We start from the raw sequence: 19,415 nt of genomic DNA, 5'->3' as shown, positions 1-19,415 counted from the left end.
CTTGGACAGCTATACACCAAAATAATTCAATTTACTTCTGAGACACCACACTAGCGCGACGCTGAACTACAGCCTGTCCATCGCGGCCAGTGCTGGCAGCGTGGTGTTCACTCGCACCGGCGGCACTGCAGACCCCAACTCGCCCCAGACCTGCGCACTCCAAGGCGCAGCCTTGAACAGCGGCGCCAGCAGCGTGGGCCAGGCCGTCGACACAAATGGCTGCAGCGCAGGCCTTGGGTTGGTGGATGGCACGAGCTACGCCGTGGTGCTCTCGGCCTCCAACGTCCAGGGAGCGGATCAGGTGGCCCGCTATGACAACGGTATTGGCATGCTGACTTACGACATCACGCCGCCAACCGTTGCAAGCAGCACGCCCACTGTGGTGACCGACACCGGTGCGGACGGTACGCTCAACGTTGGTGATACGTTGGTGCTGAGTTTCAGCGAACCCGTGCTGGTCAGCCAGGTGACGCTGGGCAACCTCTCGCTCAACAACGGCCACACGTTATCTTCCAGCACCCTGGCCGCCAATTCTGCCGTGGGAGGCTATGCGAGCAGCTTCACCCTTACTCTTGCGGGAACCCCGACGCTTGCCGTCGGCGACACTCTCACCATCGCGAGCGCCCAGGTGCTCGATCGTGCAAGCAATGCGGCCACGGCCAATGCCGTCTTCACCGTGCCGGCCTTTGTAGCGGGTACGCCCACCGGCGTCGCAGCCACGGCTGGCAATGCGCAAGCTACCGTCACCTGGACTGCGCCTGCGGGTAATGGCGGCAGCGCGGTCACCGGCTACCGCGTGCAGCTTGCCACCAACCTGGGTGGCCCTTACAGCGACGCGGGCGGGGGGTGCCTGCCAGCCACCACGTTGGCATCGACGACGCCGAGTTGCGTTGCGTCCGGTCTGAGCAACGGCACCACCTACTACGCCAAGGTCGCGGCCCAAAACGGTGTGGGTCTGGGCAACTATTCCACTGCATCGACGGGAGCAACGCCGACAGCGCTTGTCAACGGTGTCTGTGGCACGGCCAATGGCGTTGCGAGCACCTTCACGCCCAGCGCGGGGCTGTGCACGGCGGGCAATGCCAGTGCCGTGACCGATGGTTCGCCATGGGCCTGGAGCTGCGCGGGAACGGCCGGAGGCACCACAGCGAGCTGCTCAGCCCCCAACACGAGCCTGCCCACCAACAATGGCACTGGACGCGCACGCTTGGTCCCTGGGCACAACTGGGTGGTTGACCATGCGGACTCTGGCGGCTTCATCCCAACCACGGGCCACGCCAAGTCGCCGCCCAACCTGCCACCGGGCATTCATTTCCCCTATGGCCTGTTCGACGTGAAGCTCACGGGGGGCGATCTGAATTCGAGCACCTCACTGGTCCTGACCTATCCGGCCAATCTGCCCCCCGGCACTGCTTATTGGAAATATGGACCGGAACCCGGCAATGCCGCGCCGCACTGGTACCAATACCCGAATGCGGTCATTTCGGGCAACCAGATCACGCTGACGCTCACGGATGGCCTGCAGGGCGATAGCGATTTGAGCGGCAACGGCGTGATTTTGGATCCCGGCGGCCCGGGGGGCGTGCCGGGTGGCGCCACGGGCATTCCCAGCCTTTCGGAATGGGGCCTGTTGCTGCTCTCTGCATGCCTTGGGTTGATGGGCCTGGTATTTGCGCGCCGGAGTTCGGCGAGGGGCCTTTGAGCGGAGGCGCGTATTCGTATTGATTGATCTCGCGGAGACCGTGCAACGGTCTTTGCGATATATGTCAACACGGTGCTCGGCCGATAGCTTGGCCATCCGCCAGCATGGCGAGGTGGGGCGAAGCCACAAGAATACAAGCGGGTGGCGTCGAAATGCACGCCGCGAGGCGCCAACAACCTGCCACCAGCAGCCGTTCTCAGTGGGGGCTGGCCGCTTCCAGTCCCTGCGCAAAGTGCGCCTGCATGGCCTTGGCCGTGGCCTTGCCGTCGCGCGCGACCATGGCGGCGAGGATGGCGCGGTGTTCGTTCAGCGAATCCTCGATGCGCCCTTGCTTGAGCAACGAGTTGTGGCGGTTGAGTTTCATCACCTTGCGCAGGTCGGCCACCATCTGGCCGCGCCAGCGGTTGTCGGCCAGCTCCAGCAGCAGCATGTGAAAGCGCTCGTTCACCGCAAAAAAGCGCTCGCGCTCGCCAGCGGCGGCTTCCAGCTCGGCATGCAGATCCTGTAGCGCTTGCAACTGGGCCGGTGTGGCGGTGGTGGCCACCACGCCTGCGGCATCGCTCTCCAACAGGCTGAGCAGGTGGTACACGTCGCGCAGGTCTTTTTCGCTCATCTCGGTCACGTAGGCGCCCCGGCGCACTTTCATCGTGACCAGGCCCTCGGCGGCCAGCACCTTCAGCGCCTCGCGCAGCGGGGTGCGGCTGATGCCGAATTCTTCGGCGATTTTGAGCTCGTCGATCCAACTGCCGGGCTCCAGCTCGCGGCTGAAGATGCGCTGGCGCAATTGCTCGGCGACTTCTTCGTACAGGGCGCGGGGCGTGAGGGTGAGGGCGGACATGGGTCGATTGTAAGCTGCGTAGAATATTTTGAATCAATAATTATGAATGATGTAAACTCGACGCCACATCGGGATCAACCCCTGCACCGTTTTCTCGCCCACTGCCATCTTCGGAGAAGCCTTCGCCATGAGTGACACGCCCCCCAACAACGCCCCCGAGTTCGCTGCGTCTTCATTGGAAGCCTGGGCCAAGGCTGCCGCCAAGTCGGCCCCCGGTGGTGATGTGAATGCACTGAACTGGGTGACGCCCGACGGCATCACCGTCAAGCCGCTCTATACCGCCGAAGACACGGCCAATCTGCCGTATGCCAACACGCTGCCGGGTTTCGAGCCTTATCTGCGCGGCCCCCAGGCCACCATGTATGCGGTGCGGCCGTGGACCATTCGCCAATACGCAGGCTTTTCGACCGCCGAAGAGTCCAACGCCTTCTACCGCAAGGCACTGGCGGCGGGCGGGCAGGGCGTGTCGGTGGCGTTCGACCTGGCCACGCACCGTGGGTATGACAGCGACCACCCGCGCGTGACGGGCGATGTGGGCAAGGCGGGCGTGGCGATTGATTCGGTCGAGGACATGAAGATCCTGTTTGACCAGATACCGCTCGACAAGGTATCGGTTTCGATGACCATGAACGGCGCCGTGCTGCCCGTGCTGGCAGGCTACGTGGTGGCGGCAGAAGAGCAGGGCGTCTCGCAAGACAAGCTCAGCGGAACCATTCAGAACGACATTCTGAAAGAGTTCATGGTGCGCAACACCTACATCTACCCGCCCAAGCCGAGCATGCGCATCATTGGCGACATCATTGGCTACACGGCCAAGAACATGCCCAAGTTCAACTCGATCTCGATCTCGGGTTACCACATGCAAGAGGCCGGGGCCAACCAGGCGCTGGAGCTGGCCTTCACGCTGGCGGACGGTAAGGAATACGTGAAAACCGCCATCGCCTCGGGCCTGGACGTGGACGAATTCGCCGGGCGCCTGAGCTTCTTCTGGGCCATCGGCATGAACTTCTACCTCGAAGTCGCCAAGATGCGTGCCGCGCGCCTCTTGTGGTGCCGCATCATGAAGGAGACCGGCGCCAAGAACCCCAAGAGCCTGATGCTGCGCACGCACTGCCAGACCTCGGGCTGGTCGCTCACCGAGCAAGACCCCTACAACAACATCGTGCGCACCACCATCGAGGCCATGGCGGCCGTGTTTGGCGGCACGCAGAGCCTGCACACCAACGCGCTCGATGAAGCCATCGCGCTGCCCACCGAGTTTTCCTCGCGCATCGCGCGCAACACGCAACTCATCATCCAGGAAGAGACGCACATCACCAACGTGGTCGACCCTTGGGCTGGCAGCTACATGATGGAAAAGCTGACCCAGGACATGATGGACGCCGCCTGGAAGATCATCGAAGAAGTCGAAGCCATGGGCGGCATGACCCAGGCCGTGGACAGCGGCTGGGCCAAGCTCAAGATTGAGGCCGCCGCGGCCGAGAAGCAGGCACGCATCGACAGCGGCAAGGACGTGATTGTTGGCGTCAACAAATACAAGCTGGCCAAGGAAGACCCGGTCGACATCCTGCAAATCGACAATGTGAAGGTGCGTGACGGCCAGATTGAGCGCCTGAAAAATATCAGGTCAAAACGCGACTCAGCGCTTGTGCAGAAAGCGCTGGATGCTCTCACTTCTGCAGCAGAAGACGGCAGCGGCAACCTGCTGGATTTGGCCATCAAGGCCGTGCGCCTGCGCGCTACGGTGGGCGAGGTGAGCGATGCCTTGGAGAAGGTTTTTGGGCGCCACCGCGCCGATACGCAAAAGGTGACCGGTGTGTACGCAGCCGCTTATGACTCGGCCGAAGGCTGGGACAAGCTCAAGACCGAAATCAACGAATTCGCCGAAACCGAGGGCCGCCGCCCCCGCGTGATGATCGCCAAGCTGGGCCAGGACGGCCACGACCGGGGCGCCAAGGTGGTGGCCACGGCCTTTGCCGACTTGGGGTTTGACGTGGACATGGGCCCGCTGTTTCAGACGCCCGAGGAATGCGCGCGCCAGGCCATCGAGAACGACGTGCATGCGGTGGGCGTGAGCACGCTGGCTGCGGGCCACAAAACGCTGGTGCCCGCCATCATCCAGTCGCTCAAGGACCAAGGCGCCGACGACATCATTGTGTTTGTGGGCGGGGTGATTCCGGCGCAGGACTATGAGCACCTGTACGAAGCGGGCGTGAAGGGCATTTATGGGCCTGGCACGCCGATTCCGGCCAGCGCGAAGGATGTGCTGGAGCAGATTCGCAAAGCCGTTGCCGCGTGAGTTTGGTCGCATCTCCCATGTTCAGCTTTGGCAGCGTCGACGCAGGGGACTTTGGTTCCATGGCGGATCTTCGTGCCGAAGCCTTGCGCGAGAGTCTGGAGCGTCTGGGCCGTTTTGACCCCTTGCGTGTGCGAGAGCGCCTGCGCAGTGCATTTGAGCCTGCTTGCATGCGGCACATCTTGGTGGGCGGGGAGCGAATTGGATATCTCACTCTCATTCCAAAGGCCGACGCGCGCTGCTTGCGGTTGCACCATCTGTACATTCGCCCCTCCCACCAAGGTCAGGGTGCTGGGGCTTGGGCCCTGGAGTGGGTCAAGGCGCAGGGCAGGTCATGCGCGCAGGATATTACTTTGAGCGCCTTGCGCGGCAGTGACGCCAATCGCTTCTATCTGCGCCACGGATTTCAACTGGTGGAGGAGCAGGAGTTCGATCTGGAGTACCGGTGGAGCCCTGCGTTCGAGTCCAACGGGGCGGAGGTCGCGCCATGAACCTCTATCAAGGTGTGGTGGGCCAACCCGGCCCCCTCCAACGCCGCGCTATGTCCAAAGCCATCACGTTGCTCGAATCCACGAGGCCGGACCACCGTGCCCAGGCCGACGAGTTGCTCACGCAGCTCCTCCCCCACACCGGCAAAGCCTTCCGCCTAGGCATCAGCGGCGTGCCCGGCGTAGGCAAATCCACCTTCATCGAAGCCCTGGGCCTGTACCTCATCGCCCAGGGCCACCGCGTGGCCGTGCTCACCATCGACCCGTCGAGCACCGTCTCGGGTGGCTCTATCCTGGGCGACAAGACGCGCATGGAGCACCTGTCGGTGCACGAAAAGGCCTACATCCGACCCAGCCCATCCAGTGGAACCTTGGGCGGAGTCGCAGAGAAGACGCGCGAAGCCATGCTGGTCTGCGAGGCCGCAGGCTATGACGTGGTCATCGTCGAAACCGTGGGCGTGGGCCAGAGCGAGATTGCTGTGGCGGGCATGACGGACATGTTCGTGCTGATGCAATTGCCCAACGCGGGCGACGACCTGCAGGCGATCAAGAAGGGCGTGATGGAGATTGCGGACCTGGTGGTCATCAACAAGGCCGACATCGACAAGAACGCTGCCACGCGCGCCGAGGCGCAGATCACCTCATCGCTGCGCCTGCTCAGCCAGCACGGCAACCCCGAAAACGCGCACCACAACGAAACCCTGTGGCACCCACGGGTTGTGCAGATGAGCGCGCTGCTGGGGCAGGGCGTGGACAGCTTCTGGGCCGCCGTCACGCAGTTTCGCCAATTGCAAACCGCCAACGGCCGCCTGGCCACGCGGCGTGAAAAGCAGGCGCTGGCCTGGATGTGGGAGCGCATCGACGCGGGCCTCAAGCTCGCGTTTCGTCAGCATGCGCAGGTCAAGGAGCTGCTGCCGCAGTTGCAGTCCGACGTGGCCGCAGGGCGTATCGCGGCATCGACTGCAGCAAGAAATTTGCTGCTAGCGCAATCCCATCAAGCGCAAGCAGCTATCAAATAAATAGTAAACACAAACCCATTCACCAAAGGACGACCATGCAAGACATCCTGGATCAACTGGAGAAAAAGCGTGCGCTGGCACGCCTGGGCGGCGGGCAAAAGCGCATTGATGCGCAGCACGCCAAGGGCAAGCTCACAGCGCGTGAACGCATCGAGCTGCTGCTGGACGACGGCACGTTCGAAGAATGGGACATGTTCGTCGAGCACCGCTGCACCGACTTCGGCATGGAAGCCAATAAGATCCCTGGCGACGGCGTGGTCACCGGCTACGGCATGATCAACGGCCGCCTGGTGTTCGTGTTCAGCCAGGACTTCACCGTGTTCGGCGGCGCGCTCAGCGAGACGCATGCCGAGAAGATCTGCAAGGTGATGGACCAGGCCATGAAGATGGGTGCCCCCGTGATCGGCCTGAATGATTCGGGCGGTGCGCGCATCCAGGAGGGCGTGGCATCGCTGGGCGGTTATGCCGACGTGTTCCAGAAGAACGTGCTGGCCAGCGGCGTGATTCCGCAGATCAGCATGATCATGGGCCCGAGCGCTGGTGGCGCCGTATATTCGCCCGCCATGACGGACTTCATCTTCATGGTGAAGGATTCAAGCTACATGTTCGTGACCGGCCCCGAAGTCGTGAAGACCGTGACGCACGAAGAGGTGACGGCTGAAGAACTGGGCGGCGCCGTGACGCACACCACCAAGAGTGGCGTGGCCGACATGGCGTTTGAGAACGACGTGGAGGCGCTGATGATGCTGCGCCGCCTGTACAACTACCTGCCGCTGAACAACCGCGAAAAGGCCCCCGTGCGCCCGAGCAACGACCCGGCCGACCGCGCCGACCGCTCGCTCGACACCCTGGTGCCCGACAACCCGAACAAGCCGTACGACATGAAGGAACTCATCGTCAAGACGGTGGACGACGGCGACTTTTTCGAGCTGCAGCCCGAGTACGCCAAGAACATCCTCATCGGCTTTGCCCGCATGGAAGGCCAAACCGTGGGCATCGTGGCCAACCAGCCGCTGGTGCTGGCTGGCTGCCTAGACATCAAGAGCTCCATCAAGGCCGCGCGTTTTGTGCGCTTCTGCGACGCCTTCAACATCCCCGTGGTCACGTTTGTGGACGTGCCCGGCTTCATGCCCGGCACCAGCCAGGAGTACGGCGGCATCATCAAACACGGCGCCAAGCTGCTGTACGCATACGCCGAGTGCACCGTGCCCAAGATCACCGTCATCACACGCAAGGCCTACGGCGGCGCGTACGACGTGATGAGCAGCAAACACTTGCGCGGCGACGTGAACCTGGCCTGGCCCAACGCCGAGATCGCGGTGATGGGCGCCAAGGGCGCGGTGGAAATCATCTTCCGCGAAGACAAGAACGACCCCGTGAAGCTGGCCGCGCGCGAGGCCGAATACAAGCAGCGTTTTGCCAACCCGTTTGTGGCCGGTGCACGTGGCTTTATCGACGACGTGATCCTGCCGCACGAGACGCGCAAGCGCATTTGCCGCTCGCTGGTGATGTTGCGGGATAAGAAGCTCGAAAACCCGTGGCGCAAACACGGGAACATTCCGCTCTAAAAAGAACAAGAACCCAGGAGATCACACATGTTCACCAAAATCCTGATCGCCAACCGTGGCGAAATCGCGTGCCGAGTCATCGCCACCGCCCGCAAGATGGGCATCGCCACCGTCGCCGTCTACTCCGACGCCGACAAAGAAGCCCGCCACGTCAAGCTGGCCGACGAGGCCGTGCACATTGGTGCGGCGCCCTCGCGCGAGTCTTACCTGCTGGCCGACAAGATCATTGCCGCCTGCAAACAGACCGGCGCACAGGCCGTGCACCCCGGCTACGGCTTCCTCTCTGAAAACGAAGCCTTTGCCAAGCGCTGCGAAGACGAAGGCATTGCCTTCATCGGCCCCAAGGCGCATTCGATTGCCGCCATGGGCGACAAGATTGCGTCCAAAAAGCTGGCGAATGAAGCCAAGGTCAACACCATTCCCGGCTACAACGACGCCATCAGCGGCCCCGAGCAGGCGGTGGAGATTGCCAAGGGCATTGGTTACCCCGTGATGATCAAGGCCTCGGCCGGCGGCGGTGGCAAGGGCCTGCGTGTGGCGTTCAACGACAAGGAAGCGTTTGAAGGCTTCACCAGTTGCCAGAACGAGGCCCGCAACAGCTTTGGCGATGACCGCATCTTCATCGAGAAGTTTGTGCAGGAGCCGCGCCACATCGAGATCCAGGTGCTGGGCGACAGCCATGGCAATGTGATTTATCTGAACGAGCGCGAGTGTTCCATCCAGCGCCGACACCAGAAGGTGATCGAAGAGGCGCCGTCGCCCTTCATCAGCGACGCCACCCGCAAGGCCATGGGCGAGCAGGCCGTGCAACTGGCCAAGGCCGTCAAGTACCAAAGCGCGGGCACGGTGGAGTTTGTGGTCGGCAAGGACCAGGATTTCTACTTTTTGGAGATGAACACCCGCCTGCAGGTGGAGCACCCGGTGACGGAATGCATCACCGGCCTGGACCTGGTGGAGCTGATGATCCGCGTGGCGGCGGGCGAGAAGCTGCCGCTCACGCAAGCCGATGTGAAGCGCGACGGCTGGGCCATCGAATGCCGCATCAACGCCGAAGATCCGTTCCGCAACTTTTTGCCGTCCACCGGCCGCCTGGTGCGCTTTCAGCCGCCCGAGGAGTCGATGTTCCAGGCGGACACGACCAAGAAGCTCGGTGTGCGCGTGGACACGGGTGTGTACGAAGGCGGCGAGATCCCCATGTATTACGACTCGATGATCGCCAAGCTCATCGTGCACGGCACTGACCGCAACGACGCGATCGCCAAGATGCGCGCGGCGCTCAACGGCTTCGTGATTCGCGGCATCAGCAGCAACATCCCGTTCCAGGCCGCGCTGCTGGCGCACCCCAAGTTTGTGACGGGCGACTTCAACACCGGTTTTATTGCCGAGAACTACGGCAAGGGCTTCCACGCCGAAGACGTGCCACACGATGACCCGCTGTTTTTGGTGGCGCTGGCCGCCTACATGAACCGCCGCTACCGCGCACGTGCCTCGGGCATCAGCGGCCAGTTGGCCGGGCATGAGGTCAAGGTGGGCGAGCAGTTTGTGGTGATCACGCTGGGCGCCGAGGGCCAGAACCAATACCACGATGTGACGGTGTCCGATTTTGAAGACAAATCGGGCTCTAGCGCTGTATTGGTGGGCGGCAATAGCTATCAAATTAGCAGCACGGCAACGCTGGGCCAGATCCGTGTGCAGGGCGCCTGCAACGGCCAGGGCTTTACCGCCCAGGTGGAGCGCGGCGTGGGCAAGAATCCGCTGGCGCTGCGCATTGCGCACAACGGCACACAAATCGACGCGCTGGTGCTGTCGCCACTGGGGGCCAAGCTGTACAAGCTCATGCCGTTCAAGGCACCGCCCGATCTGTCCAAGTTCCTGCTCTCGCCCATGCCCGGCCTGCTGGTCGACGTGGCGGTGCAGCCCGGCCAGAAGGTGCAGGCCGGTGAAAAGCTGGCCGTGATCGAGGCCATGAAGATGGAGAACATCCTTTTTGCCGCACAAGATGGCGTGGTCGGCAAGATCACGGCGGGCAAGGGTGAATCGCTGGCGGTGGACCAGATCATTCTGGAATTTGAATGAAATTGGCCTCTAGCGCTTGCTAATAAAGCGCTAGCAGCTATCAAAAACAGAGCGATTGAGATATTCATGACAAGCACGAACCCCAACACGCTGCGCCCCTTCAAGGTGCTTGGCATTCAGCAAGTCGCCATTGGCGGCACCGACAAGCAGCGCATGAAAACCCTGTGGGTGGACATGCTGGGCCTCACACAAACCGGCACCTTCCAGAGCGAGCGCGAGAACGTCGACGAAGACATCCTGGCCATGGGCCGGGATGCTTTCAAGGTCGAGGTGGACATCATGCAGCCGCTCGACATCGACAAAAAACCCGCCGTGCACACCACGCCGCTCAACCACATCGGCCTGTGGATCGACGATTTGCCCCGCGCGGTGGAATGGCTGACGGCAAAGGGCGTGCGTTTTGCGCCCGGCGGCATTCGCAAGGGCGCAGCGGGCTACGACATCACCTTTTTGCACCCCAAGAGCAATGACGAGTTTCCGATTGCAGGGGAGGGCGTGCTGATTGAGCTGGTGCAGGCGCCCGCGGATGTGATTGCTGCACTCAGTTGAGTATGTCGCGCTGATCGGCGCGCTAACGTCGCCTATCTTCGAGCGCCTGCGCAACTGATTTCGCACCAGATCGCCACAGATAAGCGCCTGTTGCGAGCGCTTGAAAATCGCCACTGTGGCGCTTTTCAGAAATCGCGCCAAATGCAGCGAAGATGCGGCCTTCTGCGCGCAAAAAACTCTGAACTTGAGCGCCGTTGCCGTCGCACTTTTATTGGCACTTTTTGTGACCCTACGGTGCATGTTTGTGCCGCTTTCTCCTAGAGAATCCGCCCCAGCCGCTGCGAACCGCCCAGGTTCTGGCCGGTGCGCGCTGATGAACAACCCGCAGCAGGGCAGAAGCCTTGATGAATGAAGGAACCCCTCCCATGTCCACCACCCTGGCCTCCACCGCCACCCCATCGGCACAGCCCGTCCAATTGCACCGCCGCCCTGCAGCCCCCGTGGCCCAAGGCCCCTGGTCGGTGGAAGCCATCCAGGCGCTGCTCGACAAGCCTTTGATGGACCTGCTGTTCGAGGCGCAGACGGTGCACCGCCAGCACTGGCCTGCGGGCGACATCGAGCTGGCCACGCTGCTGTCGGTCAAGACTGGCGGCTGCCCTGAAAACTGCGGCTACTGCCCGCAGGCGGCCGAGTTCGACACCGGCGTGAAGGCCGAAAAGCTGATGGCAGTGGACGAGGTGGTGCGCGCCGCCCAGGCCGCCAAGGACGCGGGCGCCACGCGCTTTTGTATGGGGGCCGCCTGGCGCGCGCCCAAGGACCGCGATATTGAAAAAGTCAGCGCCTTGATCGGCGCCGTGAAGGGCCTGGGCCTGCAGACCTGCGCCACGCTGGGCATGCTCGAATCGCACCAGGCGCAGGCGCTGAAGGACGCAGGGCTGGACTACTACAACCACAACCTCGACACCGCCCCCGAGTACTACACCGACGTGGTGAGCACCCGCGCCTATCAGGACCGGCTGGACACCCTGCAGAACGTGCGCAGCGCGGGCATCAGCGTGTGCTGCGGCGGCATCGTGGGCATGGGCGAGGCGCCCGTACACCGCGCAGGCCTGATCGCGCAACTGGCCAATCTGCAGCCGTACCCCGAGTCGGTGCCCATCAACAGCCTGGTGCGCGTGCCCGGCACGCCGCTGGCCGACAGCGACCCCATCGACCCCTTCGACTTTGTGCGCGTGATCGCCGTGGCCCGCATCACCATGCCCAAAGCGCGCGTGCGCCTGTCGGCAGGGCGCCAGCAAATGGGCGAGGCGGTGCAGGCGCTGTGTTTCATGGCCGGGGCCAATTCGATCTTTTACGGCGACAAGCTGCTGGTGACGGGCAACCCCGACGTGGATGCCGACGTGCAACTGCTGGCGAAGCTGGGCCTGAACGGCCACCGCACCACCACGACCGAGGCGGAGCACGGGCATCATCACCATGCATAGTTAATCAGTCGATGAGCCTGGCAAAACCTTCCACGGTGCGAGATGGCGTCACGCTGATGATCTCCGGCACCACCACACCGTGGGCGACAAAGGGGTCTTGCTGAACCCTCGATGCGAGTTCTTCTTTGGTGGTTTTGGCGGCCAAAATCGCGCCGCCTTGCGCGGACTCCAGCGAACCGGCCATCAGGAACACGCCGTCGTCGATGCCGCTCTGGATCCACTGGTTGTGCGCGGCCATCCACTGGGCTGCTTGCGAGCGGTTGGGGCCGAATTTGAGAAAAACAATGTGCATGGTGAACTCCTCCTATGGCATGGGGTTGTAGGGGGTTGGAAAACTGCGTTGCTCAAGAGCCCTGAGGAGCCACAGACTGCACCCAGGCCTCGATCTGATCGACCTCGTGGCGGATGAACACTTCGTCATGAAAAGCATTCGCCAGGGAGGCGATGCCCTGGCTTCGGGCCAGCAGGTGCATCGCTAGTGTGTCGGCATCGTCGGCGCGGCCCAGCGCGGCAAACTGTTCCGCCAGCCATCGGCGAAACTGGCCGAAGATCATTCCGGCGTCGCCCTGTGAGGGATGCTCCCGCTTGGCCAGCTCGGCGCACAGCGTGCCCACCGGGCAGCCAAAGCGCTGGATGTCCTGGCGGTTGTCGATCAGCATCTGCGCAAAACACTTCAAGCGTTCGGCAGGCGTGTGCCCCTTTTGAGCCCAGGCATCGAGCATGGCCTGGGTTTGGGCGGCACGGTGCGCTATTACCGCCGCAAGAATGTCGTCCTTGGTCTTGAAGTGGTAGTAGAAATTGCCCCGCGAAATCTTCACCTCGTCAGCGATGTTGGCAAACGAGGTGTTCTCGAAACCACGCTGATAGAACAAGAGGTCTGCTTTTTCAACGATCTCCTGGCGGGTGCTAGGCTTGGGTGCAATGGTTTTCATCATGGCGGGGCTTTCAGTCCATCGCGGTGGGCGTAGCGGCCGCAGGGTAATCGGTGTACCCACGCTCATCTCCTCCGTAAAACGTGGTGGGGTCGGGGTCGCTGAGCGGCAGGTCGTGCCGAAAACGCGTCACCAGGTCCGGGTTTGCAATGAAGGGCTTGCCAAAAGCGATGAGGTCGGCCGCGCCGCTACGGATGGCTGCCATGGCGCGTGCTTTGTCGTAGCCATTGTTGGCGATGTAGGTTCCGCCAAATTGGCGCCGAAGCAACCCGTAGTCCAGCGAGTGCGGGGCGGCTGTCATGTCACCCTCCAGCACATGGAGATAGGCCAGGCGGCGGGCGGAAAGCACCTTCGCGTAGAACCCGAAGTGAGAGGCCGGGTCGCTGTCGCTCATGTCGTTGAAACGGTTCTCCGGGCTCAGGCGCACGCCAATGCGCTCCGTTGCCCACACTTCGCCGACGGCGTCCAGGACCTCCGACAGGAACGCCATGCGCCGCGCCGGTGTTCCACCATAGGCATCCGTGCGCTGGTTGGTTCCATCGCGCAGGAATTGGTCGATGAGGTAGCCATTGGCCCCGTGGATCTCCACGCCATCGAACCCCGCAGCCTGGGCAATGCGCGATGCGGCCTGGAACTGGGCCACCACGCCGGGGACTTCATGGGCAGAGAGTTCGCGCGGCGTGGTGAACGGCTGCATACCTGTGTAGGTAACGGCCATACCCTCTGGGCGAATCGCAGACGGAGCCACCGCAGGTCCGCCGTCAGCTTGCAGGCTGGGGTGCGAGATGCGCCCGCAGTGCTGCAACTGGGCAAAGATGCGACCACCCTTGGCATGGACTGCCGCAGTGACCTGGCGCCAACCCTCAGCCTGCGCGTCGGTGTAGATGCCTGGCGTGCCTGGGTAGCCGACACCTTGCGCGGAGACGGGGGCGGATTCGGCAATCACCAGCCCGGCATCGCCACGCTGGCCATAGTGGATGGCCATGAGGGGCGATGGAACGCCATCGGGCGCGGCCCGGTTGCGCGTCATGGGGGCCATCACCATGCGGTTGGCCAGGGTGACGCCACCCAGCGCTACGGGAGAGAACAAATCAGCAGCCACGAAAACCTCCTTTCAACATCGATTAGGACGATTGGCCTAATTATTAGGGCAATTGTCCAAATCAAGCAAGTAGGCTGTTTTGTGTCGACAAAAAAAGGCGCCGTTGCCGAAACCCGGAAGCACCGAAAACGCTGGAGGAATGGCGATCGGAAGGCTTGGCCCATAAGCCGAGCACCGCCAGGGAGCCACTGCACAAATCGAGCGGCAGATGAACGCGGCGCAATGATTCGCGCGGAGGTTTCCTAGGCGTCCACCGTGGTCTGCAAGCGCAGCAGGTCTGAGCTCAGCCGCTGCACTTCGGTGCGCAATTGCGCGTTTTCGCGCTGCAGGTCGAAGTCTTTTTGCAGCTGCTTGCGGTGTTCCACATAGACCATGAGGTTGCTCACGCGCAGCTTGAGCAGTTCGGGGTCGATGGGCTTGAACATGTAGTCGATGGCGCCCAGGCTCAGGCCCTTGTGGCGGGCCATTTCGTCGGTGATGGCGGTCACGAAAATGATGGGTGTGTACTCGGAAGTGTGGTGCTCGCGCAGCCTGCGCGCCACCTCAAAGCCGTCCATGCCGGGCATCATCACGTCGAGCAGGATGACATCGGGTGGCGCATCGGACTGGCAGATGCTGAGGGCTTTTTCACCGCTCTGGGCCACTTTCACCTTGAAGCGGTCGCGGAACAGCCCCGCGATCAGTTGCAGGTTGTCCGGCGTGTCGTCCACCACCAGCAAGGTGCCGCGGTCGGCAGGGCCGCCATCGTCAGGCGCCGACGCGGAGGTGGATGCGGGCACGGTGGCTCCGCGTGTGAGCACGCGCTGCAGGCGCTCCACCAACCGACGTGTGGTGAAGGGTTTGATCAGCAGGTCATCAATGCCCAACTGGATGGCCTTTGCAGCCGATGCGCGGTCGAGCCCGCCCGACATGAGGAGAAAGGGCACGTTCGCCAGGCGCGGCTCGGCGCGCATTGACTCCAGCACCTCCAGGCCGCTTTGCACGGCCGTGTTCAGGTCGGCCACCACCACGTGCACGGGTTCGGAGCGCAGAAGTTGCAAGGCACGCGGGCCATCCCTGGCTTGCAGCACCTGGGCGAATCCGGCCCCTTCGAGCTGGCTGGCCAGGGTTTGGCGCATGACGGCGGCACTCTCGGCCAGCAATACGGTCGTTTGTGCGGGGTGCATGGGGCCTGTCACGTTGTTTTTTTCAGATCTCGATGTGCTCGGAGGGAAAGTCATTCGCAATGCGGTCGATCTGCGCCTGCAGCGCGGGTGCGCCGTCGGCATAACGCTGGGCAATCTCCTGGAACTCGCCGGACAGGGCGATGAAGGCGTCCACCATGTCGGGGTCGAAATGGCTGCCCCGACCTTCGCGAATGATCTCGGTGGCCCGCTCGTGCGAGAAGGCGGGCTTGTACACGCGCTCGGAGATCAGCGCGTCGTACACGTCGGCCACGGCCATGAGCCGCGCCGACAGGGGAATGTCATCGCCCGCCAGCCCTTGGGGGTAGCCCGAGCCATTCCATTTCTCCTGGTGGCTGTAGGTGATCTCTTTGGCGTAGCGGAAGAAGGGGTTGTCATGTGTGGTCTCGCTCTCGGCGGCCAGGATGGCGTCGCGGCCCAGCGTGGTGTGGGTCTTCATGATCTCGAACTCTTCCGCCGTGAGCTTGCCGGGCTTGAGCAGGATGCGGTCCGGAATGCCGACCTTGCCGATGTCGTGCAGCGGGGCCGACTTGAAAATCGTCTCGATGGCGGTGTCGGTCAGCTCGTCCTTGAAACGCGGGTGTTTTTGCAGGTACAGGGCCAGCGTCTTCACATAGTGCTGGGTGCGCCGGATGTGGTTGCCGGTTTCGTTGTCACGCGTTTCGGCCAGCGATGCCATGGCGCGGATGGTGGCGTCCTGCAGCTCGGCCATGGCCTGCGTGCGGGAGGCCACCTCCTGCTCCAGGTATTGGTTGTGGTGGGCCAAAAAATCGCGCGCGCGCTTGAGCTGCAGGTGGTTGCGCACGCGGGCCATCACGATGGCGGGGTTGATGGGCTTGGTGATGTAGTCCACCACGCCCAGCTCCAGGCCAATGCTTTCGTCTTCCGACGCGCTCATGGCGGTGAGAAAGATGACCGGGATGTTCTCGGTCTCGGGGTTGAACTGCAGGCGCCGCAGCACCTCGTAGCCGTCCATGTCCGGCATCATGATGTCCAGCAGGATCAGGTCGGGCTTGCTCTCGCCAGCCACGATCTGCAACGCACGCTCGCCGCCGGGCGCGAGCTTGACCTTGTATTCCGTGCGCAGCAGGTCGCTCATCAGCGACAGGTTGTCTGGCGTGTCGTCCACCACCAGCACCGTGCATTTGCCGTTCAATTCCATCGGGCTATTCATGAACCGGGTCCTCCTTGTTGTGCATGCCGGGGATGTGGGCGTTGCGCAAGGCGGCCAATGCATCCACAAAGTCGTAGCTGTCCAGCGCCCGCTTCATGTCGGCATAGGCGGGCCCCAACAGGGCCTTCAGGACGGGGGCGGAGTCCTTGAACAGCTCAATGGCGTCGGAATCGTCGTCTGCCAGCAGGGCATCCAGTTGGCCCACCAGTTTCTGCGCGGCCTCGGCATCGATGGGCGGTGTGTTGGCCGCATGGGCGGCACCGGGTTCGTCGTCCGGGGGCAGGGCGCTTTGCAGCGCTGCGATCAGTGCCTGACACTCCGCATCCACGGGGCGCAGCAGTTCTTCGATCGCGGCAGCGGAGGCGTTCTCGTCGATGGCCTGTTCCACCACCGCCGCCAACGCGGCCAGCCGGGTGGCGCCGATGGTGCCTGCGGTGCCCTTGAGGGTGTGCATGGCGCGCAATGCATCACCGCTCTGGTGCGCGGCCAGGGCTGTCCGGGTGGCTTTTGCGGCAGATGCCTGCCCGGCCACGAACTTGCGCAGCAGGCTTTCGTAGGCGGGGCGCTTGTCGAGCACGCGCCGCAGGCCCGCCGTCACGTCGAGCCCGTCGATAAGGCGCAGCGCATCGTGTGCCGGGGCGGGATCGGGGGTTGGGGTGGCCTGTGGTTCGGGCGAGCCGGGGGCCTCTAAGGCCTCGGCGCGCGGTGCGATCCACTGCAACAGGCCAGCAAACAGCTCGTCGGGATCGATGGGCTTGGCAAGGTGGCCGTTCATGCCGGCTTCCAGGCAGCGGTCACGGTCGCGGCTCATGGCGTTGGCGGTCATGGCCAGCACGGGCAATTGGGCCCAGGCCGGGTTTTCGCGCAGCAGGCGCGTGGCAGTCAGGCCGTCCATCACCGGCATCTGCATGTCCATCAGCACGATGTCGTAGGGCGCCTTCGCCAGCATGTCGAGCGCGATCTGGCCGTTGTCGGCCACATCCACCACCAACTCGGCCCCTTGCAGCAGCTCTGCGCCCACCTGCTGGTTGAGGTCGTTGTCATCCACCAGCAGCACCCGGGCGCCCCGGATCGCGGACATGTCGAGCAGGCGGTGTGGTGTCTGGGCACGCGGCTGCGGGTTGGCCGCCAGGCTGCGGCCGCCGAGTACGCGGATGGCGGTGTCAAACAGTTGCGACGGGCTGACGGGTTTGGTCAGCATGAGCCCAATACCTGCGTTCTCCAGCTCCTGCTGCACATCGTCGCGGCCCGCCGCCGTCACGATGACCGAGCGGGGAGGGTGGCGCAGCAGGGCCAACTCGCGGTGGGTGGCGAAGCCGTCCATGCCAGGCATCTTCCAGTCCAGAAACGCGATCTCGCAGGGCCGCCCGGCCTCTTCGGCCGCCTGCGCCTTGGCAACGGCCTCTTGGCCCGAGCTGGCCGTGGTGACCGCAAAGCTCATGCTGCCCAGCAGGGCGCTGAGGATCTGCCGCGCCTGCTCGCTGTCGTCCACCACCAGCACATGGCGCCCGCGCAGGTCGGGTTCGGGCATCAGGGGGCAATGGGCTGCCGTGCCCAGGCCCAGCCGGGCGGTGAACCAGAAGGTGCTGCCCTGGCCCGGTGCACTTTGCACGCCCACTTCGCCGCCCATCAGGCCCGCGAGCTTCTTGGAGATGGCCAGACCCAGGCCCGTGCCGCCGTATTTGCGCGTGGTGGACGTGTCGGCCTGCTCGAAAGAGCGGAACAGTCGCGACTGCTGCTCTTCGGTAAGGCCGATGCCGGTGTCCTGCACCTCGAAGCGCACCAGAACGCCGTCGGCGTCCCGCGATATTTCGCTGACCCGCACGATGATCTCGCCGACCTCGGTGAACTTGACGGCATTGTTGGCGTAGTTCACCAATATCTGCCCCAGGCGCAAGGGGTCGCCGCGCAATTCGTCGGGCAGGGCAGGGTCCACGTCGAACAGCAGTTCCAGGCCCTTGCTGGCTGATTTGCCGCTGATCAGGTTGGCCACGTTGTCGAGCACGCTGCGCAGCTCGAAATCGGCCTCTTCCACTTCGAGTTTGCCGGCTTCGATCTTGCTGAAATCGAGGATGTCGTTGATCAAGCCCAGCAGGTGCTGGCCCGAGCGCTGGATTTTTTCGACATAGTCCCGCTGGCGGGGCGAAAGATCGGTGCCCAGCGCCAGGTGGCTCATGCCGATGACGGCGTTCATAGGGGTGCGGATCTCGTGGCTCATGTTGGCCAGAAAGTCCGACTTCATCTGCGAGGCGTCCTCGGCCTTGGAGCGGGCGATCTCCAGGTCTTCCTTGTGCTGGTTCAGTGCAACGTTGAGCTGCTGCAACTCGGCCGTGCGTTCGGCCACGCGGGCCTCCAGCGCTTCTTCGCTGCGCTTCAGGGCCTCTACCAACTCGGCCTGGGCGGCCATGGCCAGGGATTTGGCCTTTTCGCGTTTGAGAAACTGCCGCGCCATGGCGATGGCGAGCAAAAACGTGAGCAATGCCTGGAAGGCGGTCAGCCCGGTGGTCAGCAGAGCTTGTTGCTGAACCTCGGCGTTGCGCGAGTCCCCCAGCAGGGACGACACGCGGGACGCGTTGAGCGATAGCTCCTGCACCGTGTCGCGCAGGGTGTCGAGCTCGGCCCGCAGAAGTTGCATGTTCTTCTGGCTGGAGACCGGGTCCACACTGGCACCAAAGTAGCCGTCGCCTACCGCCACAAACTTCTGCAAGGCGGCCAGTGCCTTGGCGTAGATGGGCTCCTCATGCATCAGCGTGCGCGCAGACCCGCTCTCCAGCGCGCTGAAGCGGCTCAGAAAGAGGTCATAGCGCAGCTCCAGCCGCGACATGGAGATATTTCCAGGTGCCAGTTCGAACTCGTGCAGCGCATGGTCGAGCTTTTCATACTCGACGTTGAGCTGCAAAAACGACCACAGCGCATTGACATCGCCCCGCCGCATCACGGCCTCGACGCTGCGGTACTGCTGGTACTGCACCACGGCGATGGCCGCATAGGCCAGCACCAAGCCTGCAATGATGAGCCGCAGGATATGTTTGCTGCGCAGCATGCCTAGGTGGAGGAAGAAGT

General features: G+C 63.2%; 16 protein-coding genes. 9 read left to right on the top strand and 7 right to left on the bottom strand.

Going from position 1 to position 19,415, the window contains the following annotated elements:
* Nucleotides 1–103: 103 nt before the first annotated feature.
* Nucleotides 104–1,702: a fibronectin type III domain-containing protein gene (locus Q0105_RS16560; RefSeq protein ID WP_298213236.1), complete on the top strand. Its 1,599-nt coding sequence runs from the start codon at nt 104–106 to the stop codon at nt 1,700–1,702.
* Between the two features lie 196 nt (nt 1,703–1,898).
* Here the strand turns inward: Q0105_RS16560 and Q0105_RS16555 are convergent, their stop codons facing one another.
* Entirely contained in the window at nt 1,899–2,540 is a 642-nt protein-coding gene (locus Q0105_RS16555; RefSeq protein WP_298213235.1) for a GntR family transcriptional regulator, read from the bottom strand.
* 127 nt (nt 2,541–2,667) lie between these two features.
* On the opposite strand from Q0105_RS16555, the gene scpA reads away from it, so the two are divergent.
* From scpA to bioB, 8 genes are all read left to right on the top strand, one after another.
* Nucleotides 2,668–4,839 carry a methylmalonyl-CoA mutase gene (gene scpA, locus Q0105_RS16550; protein WP_298213234.1) on the top strand — a complete coding sequence of 724 codons (2,172 nt, stop codon included), beginning with the start codon at nt 2,668–2,670 and terminating at the stop codon, nt 4,837–4,839.
* 17 nt (nt 4,840–4,856) lie between these two features.
* Nucleotides 4,857–5,327: a GNAT family N-acetyltransferase gene (locus Q0105_RS16545; protein WP_298213233.1), complete on the top strand. Its 471-nt coding sequence runs from the start codon at nt 4,857–4,859 to the stop codon at nt 5,325–5,327.
* The gene (meaB, locus tag Q0105_RS16540; RefSeq protein ID WP_298213232.1) at nt 5,324–6,343 is read left to right on the top strand and encodes a methylmalonyl Co-A mutase-associated GTPase MeaB; all 1,020 of its coding nucleotides are present in this window, start codon (nt 5,324–5,326) and stop codon (nt 6,341–6,343) included. The genes Q0105_RS16545 and meaB overlap by 4 nt, the downstream gene beginning before the upstream one ends.
* Before the next feature lie 35 nt (nt 6,344–6,378).
* A complete protein-coding gene (locus Q0105_RS16535) occupies nt 6,379–7,911 on the top strand; it encodes an acyl-CoA carboxylase subunit beta (protein ID WP_298213231.1) in 1,533 nt (510 codons plus the stop codon).
* A gap of 27 nt (nt 7,912–7,938) precedes the next feature.
* On the top strand, nt 7,939–9,987 hold the full coding sequence (locus Q0105_RS16530; RefSeq protein ID WP_298213230.1) for an acetyl/propionyl/methylcrotonyl-CoA carboxylase subunit alpha: 2,049 nt from the start codon (nt 7,939–7,941) through the stop codon (nt 9,985–9,987).
* A 66-nt stretch (nt 9,988–10,053) separates the two neighbouring features.
* Nucleotides 10,054–10,536, top strand: coding sequence for a VOC family protein (locus Q0105_RS16525; RefSeq protein ID WP_298213229.1), 483 nt, complete (start codon nt 10,054–10,056; stop codon nt 10,534–10,536).
* A 100-nt stretch (nt 10,537–10,636) separates the two neighbouring features.
* A complete protein-coding gene (locus Q0105_RS16520; RefSeq protein ID WP_298213228.1) occupies nt 10,637–10,888 on the top strand; it encodes a hypothetical protein in 252 nt (83 codons plus the stop codon).
* A gap of 13 nt (nt 10,889–10,901) precedes the next feature.
* Entirely contained in the window at nt 10,902–11,960 is a 1,059-nt protein-coding gene (gene bioB, locus Q0105_RS16515) for a biotin synthase BioB (protein WP_298213227.1), read from the top strand.
* Between the two features lie 4 nt (nt 11,961–11,964).
* Here bioB and Q0105_RS16510 read toward each other — a convergent pair whose 3' ends face one another.
* The 6 genes from Q0105_RS16510 to Q0105_RS16485 all read right to left on the bottom strand — a co-directional run bounded on the left by Q0105_RS16510 (nt 11,965) and on the right by Q0105_RS16485 (nt 19,395).
* Complete coding sequence (locus Q0105_RS16510) at nt 11,965–12,252, bottom strand: YciI family protein (protein ID WP_298213226.1); 288 nt, start codon at nt 12,250–12,252, stop codon at nt 11,965–11,967.
* A gap of 52 nt (nt 12,253–12,304) precedes the next feature.
* Nucleotides 12,305–12,892 carry a TetR/AcrR family transcriptional regulator gene (locus tag Q0105_RS16505; RefSeq protein WP_298213225.1) on the bottom strand — a complete coding sequence of 196 codons (588 nt, stop codon included), beginning with the start codon at nt 12,890–12,892 and terminating at the stop codon, nt 12,305–12,307.
* 13 nt (nt 12,893–12,905) lie between these two features.
* Nucleotides 12,906–13,994: an alkene reductase gene (locus Q0105_RS16500; protein WP_298213224.1), complete on the bottom strand. Its 1,089-nt coding sequence runs from the start codon at nt 13,992–13,994 to the stop codon at nt 12,906–12,908.
* A 242-nt stretch (nt 13,995–14,236) separates the two neighbouring features.
* Nucleotides 14,237–15,160 (bottom strand): response regulator, encoded by a 924-nt coding sequence (locus Q0105_RS16495; RefSeq protein WP_298213223.1) that lies wholly within the window; start codon nt 15,158–15,160, stop codon nt 14,237–14,239.
* A gap of 22 nt (nt 15,161–15,182) precedes the next feature.
* Entirely contained in the window at nt 15,183–16,352 is a 1,170-nt protein-coding gene (locus Q0105_RS16490) for a two-component system response regulator (protein ID WP_298213222.1), read from the bottom strand.
* Nucleotides 16,345–19,395, bottom strand: coding sequence for a response regulator (locus tag Q0105_RS16485; RefSeq protein ID WP_298213221.1), 3,051 nt, complete (start codon nt 19,393–19,395; stop codon nt 16,345–16,347). Before Q0105_RS16485 ends, Q0105_RS16490 begins: the two co-directional genes overlap by 8 nt.
* Between the last annotated feature and the right edge of the window lie 20 nt (nt 19,396–19,415).

Origin of the sequence: Acidovorax sp. (assembly GCF_027492855.1) — a bacterium.
Taxonomy (GTDB): Bacteria; Pseudomonadota; Gammaproteobacteria; order Burkholderiales; family Burkholderiaceae_C; genus Acidovorax.
Note: the sequence above shows the minus strand (reverse complement) of the source record. Positions and strands in the feature narration are given on the sequence as shown.